At 58.2% G+C, this 13123-nt stretch carries 11 protein-coding genes; 4 read left to right on the top strand and 7 right to left on the bottom strand.

Annotated features, from left to right (window positions below; translation table 11 throughout):
- Positions 1 to 3 precede the first annotated feature (3 nt).
- The 4 genes from BFG58_RS01170 to BFG58_RS01155 are packed head-to-tail and all read right to left on the bottom strand — an operon-like array spanning position 4 to position 3653.
- Positions 4 to 1242: a DotU family type VI secretion system protein gene (locus tag BFG58_RS01170; protein WP_069719017.1), complete on the bottom strand. Its 1239-nt coding sequence runs from the start codon at positions 1240 to 1242 to the stop codon at positions 4 to 6.
- A gap of 17 nt (positions 1243 to 1259) precedes the next feature.
- Positions 1260 to 2603, bottom strand: a complete 1344-nt coding sequence (gene tssK / locus BFG58_RS01165) for a type VI secretion system baseplate subunit TssK (RefSeq protein ID WP_029740099.1) — start codon at positions 2601 to 2603, stop codon at positions 1260 to 1262.
- Positions 2604 to 2631: 28 nt separating this feature from the next.
- Positions 2632 to 3135, bottom strand: a complete 504-nt coding sequence (gene tssJ / locus BFG58_RS01160; RefSeq protein WP_069719016.1) for a type VI secretion system lipoprotein TssJ — start codon at positions 3133 to 3135, stop codon at positions 2632 to 2634.
- A gap of 23 nt (positions 3136 to 3158) precedes the next feature.
- Positions 3159 to 3653, bottom strand: a complete 495-nt coding sequence (locus BFG58_RS01155; protein WP_023344390.1) for a hypothetical protein — start codon at positions 3651 to 3653, stop codon at positions 3159 to 3161.
- Positions 3654 to 4655: 1002 nt separating this feature from the next.
- On the opposite strand from BFG58_RS01155, the gene BFG58_RS01150 reads away from it, so the two are divergent.
- Together BFG58_RS01150 and BFG58_RS01145 are read left to right on the top strand one after the other, a co-directional pair.
- Entirely contained in the window at positions 4656 to 6944 is a 2289-nt protein-coding gene (locus BFG58_RS01150; protein ID WP_069719015.1) for an FdhF/YdeP family oxidoreductase, read from the top strand.
- Positions 6945 to 6966: 22 nt separating this feature from the next.
- Positions 6967 to 7863 (top strand): LysR family transcriptional regulator, encoded by an 897-nt coding sequence (locus tag BFG58_RS01145; protein ID WP_048223686.1) that lies wholly within the window; start codon positions 6967 to 6969, stop codon positions 7861 to 7863.
- Here BFG58_RS01145 and BFG58_RS01140 read toward each other — a convergent pair.
- Together BFG58_RS01140 and BFG58_RS01135 are read right to left on the bottom strand one after the other, a co-directional pair.
- The gene (locus BFG58_RS01140) at positions 7842 to 8600 is read right to left on the bottom strand and encodes a phosphate/phosphite/phosphonate ABC transporter substrate-binding protein (RefSeq protein WP_069719014.1); all 759 of its coding nucleotides are present in this window, start codon (positions 8598 to 8600) and stop codon (positions 7842 to 7844) included. The genes BFG58_RS01145 and BFG58_RS01140 overlap by 22 nt on opposite strands.
- Positions 8593 to 9564, bottom strand: coding sequence for a fatty acid desaturase (locus tag BFG58_RS01135; RefSeq protein ID WP_069719013.1), 972 nt, complete (start codon positions 9562 to 9564; stop codon positions 8593 to 8595). The genes BFG58_RS01140 and BFG58_RS01135 overlap by 8 nt, the downstream gene beginning before the upstream one ends.
- 149 nt (positions 9565 to 9713) lie before the next feature.
- On the opposite strand from BFG58_RS01135, the gene BFG58_RS01130 reads away from it, so the two are divergent.
- Positions 9714 to 10694 (top strand): GlxA family transcriptional regulator, encoded by a 981-nt coding sequence (locus tag BFG58_RS01130; protein ID WP_069719012.1) that lies wholly within the window; start codon positions 9714 to 9716, stop codon positions 10692 to 10694.
- A gap of 78 nt (positions 10695 to 10772) precedes the next feature.
- Positions 10773 to 11783, top strand: a complete 1011-nt coding sequence (gene gap, locus BFG58_RS01125) for a type I glyceraldehyde-3-phosphate dehydrogenase (protein WP_048223692.1) — start codon at positions 10773 to 10775, stop codon at positions 11781 to 11783.
- 41 nt (positions 11784 to 11824) lie between these two features.
- Here the strand turns inward: gap and BFG58_RS01120 are convergent, their stop codons facing one another.
- A complete protein-coding gene (locus tag BFG58_RS01120; RefSeq protein ID WP_069719011.1) occupies positions 11825 to 13012 on the bottom strand; it encodes an MFS transporter in 1188 nt (395 codons plus the stop codon).
- Positions 13013 to 13123: the final 111 nt, after the last annotated feature.

Here is a 13123-nt window from a genome sequence, read left to right as displayed (position 1 = left end):
TCCTTAGTTTCCTTGCGGCAATCCGTTCAGCTCGGCCTGGGTATTTTCAGGCGACACCAGCAGAGTAATTTCCACACGGCGGTTACGGGCGCGGTTTTCAGGCGTCGTGTTCGGCGCTACCGGGTTACTCTCGCCCCGCCCTTCCGCTTTCACGCGGCCAGGCTGAGAGAGACTTCCCTGCAGCATTTTCTGTACCGAGCGGGCGCGTTCCAGAGAGAGTTCATAGTTAGAGGCAAAGCGCGCGCTGCGGATCGGCACGTTGTCGCTGTAGCCCACCACCAGAATTTTGCCGCTCACGTTATTCATCGCCTGCGCGATGCGGTGGATGACCGGTTCATAGCGGTCACGCACGACGGTCGAGGCAGAGGCAAACAGCCCGTCGCCTTTCAGGATAACCACGCTGCGATCCGCTTCATCTTTCACCGCGACGAGGCCAGCCTCGATTTCCGGTTTCAGGAAGCCGCGCAGGTTCAGCACCGCCGGAAGCTGACGCGCCGGCTGCTGAATAGTGGTTTCCGGCAGCTGGGACTGGTAAATCTTCGCCAGCACCGGGTTGGTGCTGTCGCCAAGACGCCAGTTAAGCACGATATAAAACAGGCAGGCGATAAAGCCGGCCAGCGCCACGCAGGCCCACAGGGGAACCATGGGCCGCCAGAGCTTGCGCAGCACCGGACGATCTTCCGGATGAGGAGAAAGCGGCGGCGGATAGCTGCCGCGCACGCCGCGGATCATCTGCCACAGCCGCTGCTTGATGGTCTCAAGCTGGGTGCGGCCATTGTCCAGCACCCGATAGCGCCCTTCGAAACCGAGCAGCAGACAGTAGTTGATCATCTCCAGCAGCAGAATGTGCTCGCGCGGGTTTTGCGACAGGCGCGCCAGCAGCTGGAAGAACTTCTCGCCGCCCCAGGTTTCGTTATGGAACGTCACCAGCAGGCCATTGCTTGACCAGACCCCGCTGCTGCCCCAGGGGGTGAGCGCGGCAGCCTCATCGAGCGCCGTACACAGGCAGTAGCGTGCCCCGACGATCACTTCGTAGGGCAGCCCCGCCTGCTGGCAACGGACTTCAAAACGGCGAATTTCATCGATCAGGCGCTGGCGTAGCGCCACCTGATCGTCATGCGATACCGAATGACGGATCTGCGGAATCGCATTGAGCAGCGGATTGGCGGCCGCCACCAGCTGATTGTTGCTACTGGCCCCGGTGAACGCGGCATCGCTGCCGGTATCCTGTCGTTCCTGCATATTAAGCGCTCGCTTTATTATTCTGTCGGGCTACGGATGGCCCAAAACTCCATATCCAGCCCCGGGAACTCCCCTGCAAGGTGCAGGGCGAATGCGCCGGACTTATCCATCTCGTGCCACAGCTCGCTGCCCTTCTCGAGCTCGAAGTAGCTGTAGCCGGCATGCCACGGGATCTGCGGCGGTGCGACCGGCATGGCGCGCAGCATAATGCCCGGCAGCTGAAGCTGAACCAGATCGCGGATTTTCGACACCGGTGCGACCTTCATCTGCGCCGGGAAATGGGTTTGCAGGTGTTCGCCCGGCACATTGGCTTTGACCGCCAGCACGAAGCCGAACTCACGCACCATGCTGGTTTCAGGCACCGTGGCGATGTTGAGGCCGTGAGAGCGTTCGTTAAGTGGCAGCTGGATCGCATGGTCTTCCATCACCAGCGACAGCCCCTGACGCAGCATCAGCATCAGCTTGCTGAAGCAGTTTGCCAGATCGTCATGATCGTAAATCGGCAGCACGCTTTCAGCGGTTCGCTGCGATGTCCAGGTGGCAAGTTCGGTCGCGAACGGCAGCCAGCTGCGCCAGAGCGTTTCCGGGTGCAGCAGCGGAAGGGTTTTTAAATGAGACACCTCGCCAAGGTGACGGTTAACCAGCGACAGCAGCGTGAACTCAATCAGTTCGGAGGTATTAAAGCGGCCGGGCTGGCGCAAACGGCCGCCAATTTGCTGGCTGCGCTGCACCAGCAAGCCGTGCAGATCGTTGATCATGCTGTAGATCTGCGGGCTGTTATTGGCATTCAGCATCGGCGGGATGTAGCTGTTGTCGAGCCGCACGTGGTTGTCGTTACGCTTCTCGGTCACAAACGCCACGCCGATGGCGGTCCACTCTGCCGTGAGGTCTTTTTCGAGCATCAGGGTCAGACGCAGGCGGCCAAACTGGACGGTGGCATCCCCCACCGACATGGCGTTATCGTCTTCCACCTCTTGCTCAAACGCGATAAAGCGCGCCAGCGAGGCTGGCTCTTCGCTGAAAATCACCTCTTCTCTCTCGCCCCGACGAACCGGCAGTGCGAGCACCACTTTTTCGTTGGTGAGATTGTCAGGAATTTTCAACGGTACAGGACCGTTGCGCCCGTTACGGACCTGGAAAAAGGTGCCGTCCGGCAGCAGCCCACTGCAGTAGCTCAGGGCTATGCATCCCTGACGAAGCATCGCTTCATCCAGTTCTACGTCGAGAAAGCCCCAGAGATACGATCGCTGCAGCGCGCCCCATTCACGAACATGGTTGAGCAGATAGCTTTCAGTCCGCTGAAAATGGTGTGGACGCAGGAACATGCCTTCGGTCCAGACGACCTTTTCTGCTTTCGTCATGATGATGTGTTTCCTGTTTTGAAGCGCGTTACTGGCTGATGACCCGAATGCCGTTCACGTCGAGAAAAACGTTGGCCTGAAGTTCATCTGCGGACCATTTCCAGAACTGGTAGATATGATTTTCGCCAGGCACGGGCAGAGGGAGTGAAACGCGCCATTTTTTGCCATCCAGCACCTGATACTCCGCCATCACGCCGATGTAGCGAGCCTCCGGCGAGCTTTGCCCGCTGAGGGTTTTTGACAGCTGTCCCGGCATCAGGAAGAACACATCGCTGTTCAGCAGATTCGCGCCAAGCGTAGCTGACGCGTTGTTCTGCAGGGAGTAGAAGTCGCTGGACATGAAATCCGCATCGGATTTCAGCAACAGTACCCGGACCTTAAGCGGCGCAGATTCATTGATTTGTGGATGAGCCTGAAACTGCAGATTGTAGCGGGAGGGGTCGCTGTGTGAAGACGACGTACAACCACTGACCAGCGCGAGAATCATCGCGTAAAAGGGTAACCACAGCTTATGAAAATTTTTATGATTCATAAAAATGCGCTCATGAAAGCCGTTTAGTTCAGGATCCAGGTACCGTTAGCGCTGTCTTTGCAGGCTTTGCTGTTACCGTCGACATCAACACAGGTCGCTTTTTTACGCGCCTTTGGACGAATAGCCTGTTTACGCACGGTGGCTTCGTACTGGTCGGCCTTGATAACAGCGCGCATCGGAACGTAACCAATCAGCTGTTCGTTACCTTCATCGGCAAGCGCCATCCAGTAGTGTTCAACCTGCCCCAGCACCACGTACGTTTTTCCGGTCTCGAGAGTGCGGATAACTTTACCGCCAAAGTCAGGACGGCTCATCAGGGAGGCCGGATACATGGCACGATACGGCTCGTTAACCGGGTTGAACTCCGTCGGCGCCGTCACGGCGTGACGGTGGGTTAAGGTGACGCCGTTGACCTGGCTGGTCTCGATCGTATCGTCGTTGATCACAGGTTTCTGCGGTGCTTTACAGCCCGCCACCGCCATTACAAACAGAAGTGAAAACAGTACGCGCATTTTCATATGCTTTTCCGTAGCGATATTTCGATGATGGAGATAAGGGGATGAAGTTTGACTTAAGTGCTATTGTTAAAATAGCCAGGATATTTTCGGGGCGTTACTACTTTAAGGGCATAGCTACCGCACGAGCCTTTCAGAATAAGGCCCAGTGTCTTCCTGACATATTTTGACAAACGGTAAACAAGTTTACATGAGCTTCGTATCAATTCAATATTTACCGCCGCGTAACTGTTGGTAAATGAAGCAGTCGGAAAATTATAGGATTAATCCTATGATAAAAAACGTTATGGCCCACCCTTTCTTATTTCTTCACCACAAAACGACATAACTTTATGTTTTATATATTAAAAAACATAAAGGAGAACCACTTTCATTAACGCAATCACGCTATTATCGCCACTACCATAATTAGTAGAATTCGCGTTTTTTGATGTCAAAGGAATATATCTCTGATGAATTATTTGTTGCACTAACAGGGTATCTTTAATATTGAAGACGCTTCATCGCCTGGGTGAGAATATTTCACTTATGCAGCCAGACGTTAATTTCATGCCGCAAAAAAACTGTATATTCACTCGGTGATAATTTCGCTGTCCGGTATACCTTATATCTATTATTCATTAAGCGTGAGTAAACCTTCCTGCCATTCTCTCAATTGAATAATGCCTCCAGCAGCCCACCAGCCGCGAATCGTGGCGATATCCCCAGCGCATCAGCTTCATTCGAAGTTTTACTGGCGCTACATATTTTCCTGCTCACCGCCATCTATCTCGCCTACCGGACGATAGATAAGATTTATTATTAAAATGATAAAAATTCGTTATAATTTCTTTAAATATTTAAACACCAGACCAGATAAATTGCTGTAATAAAAAGAGTTTGCGTTAAGGCACTTTTCCGTTCCGTATGTGCGTTGCCATTCGGTCGTCATTGCTTTCACCTATTGCTCTCGTCAGTGATTTTTTGAGCTCAGGCGTTGTGTGATCGAACAAATCAGGAGTGGGTATGAACAAGAAAAGACGCTCGGTGCCAGGCATCAGACACTATGACGGCCCTGCTGGCGGCTGGGGCGCATTGAAAGCAACGGCCATTGCGGTACGCACCCAAATGGATACCCTTGACGCCCCCGCGACGCTGCTGCGCACCAACCAACCTGACGGCTTCGACTGCCCGGGCTGCGCGTGGCCTGATAAAGAACACAAATCGACGTTCCAGTTCTGCGAAAACGGCGCCAAAGCGGTGACCTGGGAAGCGACCAGCAAACGCGTCACCCCCGCGTTTCTGGCCGAAAACAGCGTCTCCTCGCTGCTGGCAAAATCGGACTTTGAGCTGGAAGGCTACGGTCGACTCACGCACCCCCTGCGCTATGATCGGGCGAGTGACACCTTCCGCCCCGTCGACTGGGACGCGGCGTTTCAACGCATCGGCGAAGTATTGCGCGGGCTCGAGCCGGACCAGGTCGAGTTCTATACCTCCGGACGCGCCTCTAACGAAGCGGCTTATCTGTTCCAGCTGTTTGCTCGCGAATACGGCACCAACAACTTCCCCGACTGCTCGAATATGTGTCACGAGGCCACCAGCGTCGGTTTGCCCCGTTCGATCGGGATTGGGAAAGGGACCGTCTCGCTGGATGACTTTGATAAGACTGAACTGGTGATCTCTATCGGCCATAACCCCGGCACTAACCATCCGCGCATGATGGGGACCCTCCACGAGCTGGCCCGCCGCAACGTGCCGATTATCGTCTTTAACCCGCTGCGCGAGCGCGCCCTGGAACGTTTTGCGGATCCGCAGAGCGTGATTGAAATGGCGACCTACAGCTCCACGGATATCGCCTCGACCTATTTCCAGGTGAAGGCCGGAGGCGATGCCGCCGCGCTGAAAGGGATTGCCAAACACCTGCTGGAAATGGAGGCCGAACGCGGGGACGTGCTCGATCGCGCGTTTATTGCCGAACACACCCAGGGCTTTGAGGACTTTGCCGACGATATCGCACAAACCCGCTGGGACGACATTGAGCGCGAGTCGGGTCTGAGCCAGGCGGCGCTCAAACAGGTGGCTGAGGCCTATGCGAAATCGAATGCCACCATCATTACCTACGGGATGGGCATTACCCAGCACAATAAAGGGACGGCCAACGTCCGCCTGATCGCTGACGTGCTGCTGATGCGCGGGAATATCGGTAAACCCGGCGCGGGAATATGCCCGCTGCGCGGTCACTCAAACGTGCAGGGGAACCGTACCGTCGGGATTAGCGAGAAACCCACGCCAGCCTTCCTGAACAGTCTGAAGGATGTATTCGGCTTTGAGCCACCGTCTCACCACGGCCATGACGCGGTGCAGGCCACGCAGGCGATGATCGACGGCCGCGCAAAAGCGCTCATTTGCCTCGGCGGTAATTTTGCGGTGGCGATGCCCGATCATGAACGCGGCTTTCCGGCCATGGGCTCCCTCGATTTGAGCGTTCACGTCGGGACCAAGCTGAACCGTACCCATTTGCTGGTGGGCAAAGAGACCTTTATTTTCCCGTGTCTTGGCCGTACCGAGCTGGATATTCAGGCCACCGGCCGCCAGTCCATTACCGTCGAAGACTCGATGTCGATGGTCCATGCCTCATCCGGCAAGCTAAAACCCGCCTCGCCGTTGCTTCGGTCAGAACCCGCTATCGTCGCGGGCATGGCGAAAGCCACCCTGCCGGATACCCGCGTAGACTGGATGACGCTGGTTGAGGATTACGACCGCATCCGCGATCTGATCGAGCAGACCATTCCGGGCTTTGAGAACTACAACGCGCGGATCCGCGTTCCCGGCGGCTTCCGTATGCCGCTGCCGCCAACGCAACGTCTCTGGCCAACGGCGACGGGAAAAGCGATGTTCTCGGTCTTCGACGGCGTACACGAGAACGCCAGCGGTGAAGGTGAGCACGTTCTGCGCTTGATCACGCTGCGCAGCCACGACCAGTACAACACCACCATTTACGCGCTGGATGACCGCTACCGTGGCGTGTTTGGCCGTCGCGACGTGCTGTTTATGAACGAAGACGATATGGCGCAGTCAGGGCTGGAACACGGCGACCGCGTGGATATCGAAACCGCCCTGCCCGGCAACGGACAGCGTCTGGAAGACATTACCGTGGTGGCGTACAACATCGCGCCGGGGACCGTCGGGGCCTATTATCCGGAGGCCAACGTGCTGGTCCCGCTTGATTATCTGGATAAGGACAGCGGTACGCCGTCGTATAAATCCGTTCCGGTTCGCATCACCCTGCGCTCAAAAGAGATCCGCATGCTGTAAGGCTGTTCGCGCAAAGAAAAAGATGGATATTAAACAGTTAAAATATTTAATCGCGCTCGACGAGACCCGCCATTTTGGCAAGGCGGCCTCGCAGTGCAACATCACCCAGCCGACCCTCTCCATGCGCATCCGCAGCCTGGAAGAGGAACTGGGGCTGGTGCTGATTGTGCGCGGGCAGCGCTTTGAAGGGTTTACGCCGGAGGGTGAACGCATCCTCGCATGGGCCCGCGCGCTGCTGGCCGCGCACGACGGGCTACAGGCGGAAGCCGCACTGTGCAAAGGCCAGGTGGTGGGGGAACTCCGTCTGGGGATGGTGCCGCTGGCGAGTGTGGATCCGATGATCTTTATTCGCCTGCTGACGCAAAAATACCCGGAGCTGACCTATAGCCTCTATTCCATGTCCTCCGCGCAGATTGCCGACGGCGTCAGCCGCAATCAGCTTGAGCTGGGGATTTGCTATCTCAACAGCATCGACACCAGCCAGTTCGATATTATCCAGCTTCCCAAAACGAAGATGGGCCTGCTGCACGACGTCCGCCATTTCCAGCTCGGCCAGGAGAAATTGACCTGGCGCGACCTGACGGATTTTCCGCTGGGGTTTCTGACCAAAGGGATGCATTACCGGGCGCATATGGAGGCCAGCTTTCAGTCTGCTGGCATTGAACCGAGGTCCGTTTTCGAGAGCGACTCCACGTTCCAGATCATTCAGGCGGTGCAAAGCGGCGTATGCTGCGCCGTGATGCCGCTGAACAACGGACTGGAAGATCTGAACAGCCATTTCAGGATTGTCCCCATCGCCGATGCGAACATTGAGGCCCCTGTCGGCCTGATTATGCGCAGGCAAAAACCGGTCTCCTCGCTGGCGCTGCGCTGCTTTACCGACGCGCAGGAGATTTATTACGCCAGCAATGAGGCGTAGGCCTGACGCGTCACGGCGCTAAACCCCTCAATCAGTACCGCGTCGCAAACGGCCCGGTGTTCCGGCAAACTCACCAGCGCGTGGAGCGCATCGCGAAGGGCGTTCAGGGTGTCAGGCGAAGTGTGGGGCGAGGTAATGAGCGGCAGCCCTGGCGTCAGCGGGGTACGGTCAATGACCGCCAGCCCCGTCAGACTTTCCGGTTCGTGACGCTGCAGCAGTGCCCAGGTGACACAGTCGATGGCCGCGATATCCCCTGCTCCGCGTTTGACATCCTTCAGCGACTGGCGATGGCTGCCGCTAAAGGACGTTTGCGCGAAAAACGGACCGTCCGCCGCCAGAGGCGCTACTTTTTTTCGCAGCGCATTGTAGCCGGACTGCGAGTCCGCAGAGTTACAGACCGCCCGTCGGCCGCGAAAATCCGCCAGCGTGAGATGCCGATCCTCCTCGCGCACCACCAGAAAGCTGCGGTACTGGATCCCTTCGCAGCCCGGGGCCGCGTAGTGAAAACAGCCGACAACCTGCACGTCCGGAAGCTGCGTGACCAGCGGGTAACCGCAGGTCTGGCTGAGGATAAGCCAGGGCTGTTGCCAGTGCGTGAGCAGATCGGACTCCGGCCCGTCGGGGACATCATCGACGGGCACACCGCGTGCGGCCAGCAGCCCCTTTACCGCCAGCCAGAGCGCACGCGTGTCGGCGCGATCCACCGCATACATGGGAAACGCCAGCAGGTTACTCATACCCTTCTCCCTGTTGCTTTCCGGGGTGTACGGTGACGTCGACGGGACTGAGCCAGAACCGGCGCAGCCATTCACCGTAGCCCCTGACCAGAAAACCGCGGTTTCGCTCCCGGTACGCCTCCCGGTTTTGCTGGTAGATCGCCTTCAGTCCGTACCACGGCACGCCCGGTAGATCATGATGTACTGAATGATAGTTGAGATTCAAAAACAGTATCCGCCAGAACAGCCCGGCCTCGTTAATGACGGAGCGCGCCAGCGGATCGTCCGCCGCACGATGTTCGAAAAACGATCGTACCTTGGTCAGCGCCAGCGCCGGATAACTGACCGCCAGCACAAACCAGACGGGTGAAAAACCGACGTGCGTCATCCAGGCGAAGAGTGCCGCCAGCAGCGTGATGTGAACCAGCCACATCGTCATCGCCCGCAGGTGAAGATGACGAAACGCCGCCACGGCGCTGCCCAGCGTCTGGACGATATCCAGCAGCGGCGCCAGCAGAAGCCGCCCGGCAAAGGTATTTCGGGCCCGGATCAGGCGCTTCTGCCAGGGGGAAAAGCGCGCCCAGCTCGCCTCGGTAAAATAGTACGACTCCGGGTCATCCACCGGATGGGTCAGGCTATCGTACCGATGGTGGGCCAGATGGGAATCCCGGTACAGGCCGTACGGGTACCAGACCGCCAGCGGGAGCGTGCCGAACAGCTGGTTAAGCCAGGCAAAACGGGTGGGATGCCCGTGGATCAGCTCATGCTGCAGGGACATATACCAGGCGGTAAACCCGATGAGCAGCAGCGTGGCGGGCAGCAGGCCGAGCGTTTGCCAGAACGCCAGCGTGGCAAACCAGCCCGTATAAATCGTGAACATTACCAGCCAGGTGGGCAGTTCGCTTCGCCACAAGAAACCCGACGCGAGGCGGTGGATTTGATTGCGTTGTTGTGGATGTAAATAGAGGGAGCTTCGTTTACCCATTCCTTCAGACGCCGTTTCTCCAGAGACAGAGCCCTGAAGATCGGGGATTACGCCTGAAATAACAAAGAACTTAAATCGCTTTGCTTTGCCAGAAACACAGAGCGCACGCGTCGCTTGACTTATTCTGTATTAAAGGTACTTTTCAGGACATGAAGAAGATCCTGATTATCGTTCCCGACGGCGGCATGCTGTTTGAAGCCGCCGGTATCGCCGACATTCTGATGCAGGCCAACCGGCTGCATCCGGAAGGGCTTGCGCAGCCCCGCTACCGGATTATCATCGCCACCACGCAGCCTCACCAGGTAATCCACGGCCAGTCCGGTCTGAACCTGCTGGCGGACTATCGGCTTCCGGAGCTGGATCCGCGCGAACCGCTGGACACCATTATCATCACCGGACGCGGTATGAACGAGCAGGAGAGCATAGCCGTAGTCGACTGGCTGCACCTCGCTGCGCCGCACGCCAGGCGGATCGCCTCTATCTGCGGCGGCGCGATGCTGCTGGCCCAGACCGGCTTGCTGGACGGTCGTCGCGCCACCACCCACTGGCGGCTGCTGGAGACCATGCAAGCCCAGTACCCGTCAATCCAGGTTGAAGGCGGCCCACTCTACATTCAGGACGGCCCCATCTGGACCTCCGGCGGCGTGAGTTCCGGGTTCGACCTGACCCTGGCGCTGGTGGAGGACGACTACGGATTTACCCTCGCCCGCGACGTGGCGCAGGATATGGTGATGTATCTGCGACGTCCCGGCGGACAGCTGCAGTTCAGCCGCTACAGCCTGCAGCAGCCCGGCACTGCAGGGCCAATTGGCGAGGTGCAAAGCTGGATCCTGCAGAACCTCACCGCCAATCTGTGCGTGGAGAACCTGGCCGAGAAAGCGGCGATGAGCCCGCGTAACTTCACCCGCGTGTTTACCCGCGAGGCCGGGATCTCGCCTGCCCGCTACGTGACCGAGGCGCGTCTGGCCGCCGCCCGCCAGCTGCTTGAACAGACCCGCGATCCCCTTGAGCGCGTTGCTGAGCAAAGCGGCTTTGGTACCAGCATTAACTTGCGCCGCATCTTTGAGAAACAGCTTCACCTCACGCCCGGCGAATACCGCCAGCGCTTTCACTGCCGCAAGATGGCGTAATCTGATCCTTTTTTGTCGTTTACGCCAAGCGACCCGACGCCTACAGTGACTCCAGACAACAGAGATAAGGAGTGCACCATGGTTAAGGTCGGTATTAACGGTTTCGGCCGTATCGGACGTAATGTCCTGCGCGCGGCGCTGGGCAACCCGGCGCTTCAGATTGTGGCCATCAACGATCTGACAGACAGTAAAACCCTCGCCCATCTGCTGAAACATGATTCCCTTCTGGGCAAGCTGCCCGCGCCCGTTGAAGCGGCTGACGGCGCGCTGCAGGTAGACGGCCAGCGGATCGCCGTATTTAGCGAACGCGATCCGGCGAATATCCCGTGGCGTGATGCCGGGGTAGACGTGGTGATTGAGGCCACCGGCTTCTTCACTGAACGGGAGAAAGCGGCGGTGCATATCACCCACGGCGGCGCTAAGCGCGTCATCATTTCCGCTCCCGCGAAAAACGACGACCTGACGATTGTGATGGGCGTCAACCATGATCAGTACGATCCCGACCGGCACGCGGTGGTGAGCAACGGGAGTTGCACCACGAACGGTCTGGCACCGGCCGCTCAGGTGCTGCACCAGCAGTTCGGGATTGAGCATGGCCTGATGAACACGACGCACGCCTACACCAACAGCCAAGCGCTGCACGATCAGCCGGAAAAAGATCTGCGCGGCGCACGCGCGGCGGCGCTGTCGATTGTGCCCTACTCCAGCGGCGCGGCGAAAGCGCTGGGGAAAGTGATCCCCTCCCTGGACGGCAAGCTGACCGGGTACTCCCTGCGCGTGCCGGTGCCGGTGGTATCGATTGTCGATTTAACCGTGACGCTGAGCCGCAACGTGACCGCCGAAGAAGTGAATGACGCGTTCCGCAACGCGGCCGCCAGCGGCCCCCTGAAAGATATCCTGGGTTATAGCGATGAACCGCTGGTCTCCAGCGATTACCAGGGCGACCCGCGTTCGTCAATTATCGACGGGCTTTCCACGCTGGTCATTGGCGGAAACATGGTGAAGATCCTGGCGTGGTATGACAACGAATGGGGCTTCTCTAACCGCCTGGTGGATCTGGCGGTGCTGATGGATAAGAAAGGGCTGTAAGCCTGAGGCTGGGTGGCGCGAACGCTCACCCGGCTAAAAAATCACTCCGCTTTCACTTTCACACCCATGAACACAATCACCATCGCCGTCACCAGCAGGAAACCGCTGCCCGCGAACACGCCGCTGGCACCGTTAAGATCAAACACTGCCCCACCTCCGGCCGCACCGGCGCTTATCGCCAGCTGGATTGAGGCCACCAGCAGCCCCCCTGCACTTTCGGCTTCATCCGGAACGGTGGTCGCAAGCCAGGTGGACCAGCCCACCGGAACCAGGCCAAATGCAAAGCCCCACAGCGCAACCAGCAGCCCGTCCAGCATGGCCAGATGACCAAAGGCGACCATCATGAGCGCTAGAACGCCCATCGCAAACGGCACCAGCGCCAGCGTCAGGCGCAGATTACGTGCCAGCAGATGCCCGGCCACGGAGGTGCCCACAAAGTTGGCGATACCAAAGCCCAGCAGGATCAGTGAAATGGTCTCCACGCTCGCCTGGCCCACCGTCTCCAGGAACGGACGCAGGTAGGTAAAGAAAGCGAAATGGCCGCTGAAGATCAGGATGGTTGCCAGCATGCCGCCGATCATCCCCGGACGGCGCAGCACGCGGAACAGCGTACTCAGGCTACCGCTGCTCTCCGGCTTCATGGACGGCAGCACCCAGAGCTGCCACAGCAGCGCCAGCATGCTCGGCAGAATGCAGAGTACAAAGACGTTGCGCCAGCCGATCAGGCTGCCCAGATAGCTGCCCAGCGGGGCCGCGACCACCGTGGCAATTGATACGCTGGAGAAGATTACCGCCAGCGCTTTCGGCACTTTATCCGCCGGAACCAGACGCATCGTTGTCGCCGTCGACATGGCCCAGAATCCCCCGATGGCTATCCCCAGCAGCAGACGCCCCATGAGCAGGACGTGCAGGTTGGGCGCAAAGGCCACCAGCAGGCTGGAGATAATTTGCAGCACCGAGAAAAACATCAGTACCCAGCGGCGGTCGATACGCCTGGTTGCCGGGGTGATCAACAACCCGGTGACCAGCGCCACCAGCGCGGTGGCGGTGACAGCCTGTCCGGCCATCCCCTCGGTCACGCCCAGGCTCGCGGCCATGGGTGTTAACAAGCTGGCGGGCAGAAATTCTGCCGTAATCAAACCAAATACCCCCAGCCCCAGTGAATAGACGGCCCGCCAGGCGGGTTTTGCAGGCGCTACCGCCTCGCTTGCCGCGACACATGAACTCATCTGTTGATCTCCCGTTATAAAAATGTGACTACTGTCGCAAAAGAATAGAAGGTTCACCCTGGACGATCTATGACATATAATCTCCACTTATTGATTATTCGTCCGGAGTTG

The sequence above is a fragment of the Enterobacter sp. ku-bf2 genome, from assembly GCF_001742765.1.
Lineage (GTDB): Bacteria > Pseudomonadota > Gammaproteobacteria > Enterobacterales > Enterobacteriaceae > Enterobacter > Enterobacter quasiroggenkampii.
The sequence above is the reverse complement of the archived record's forward strand: the minus strand, read 5'-3'. Positions and strand labels throughout refer to the sequence as shown.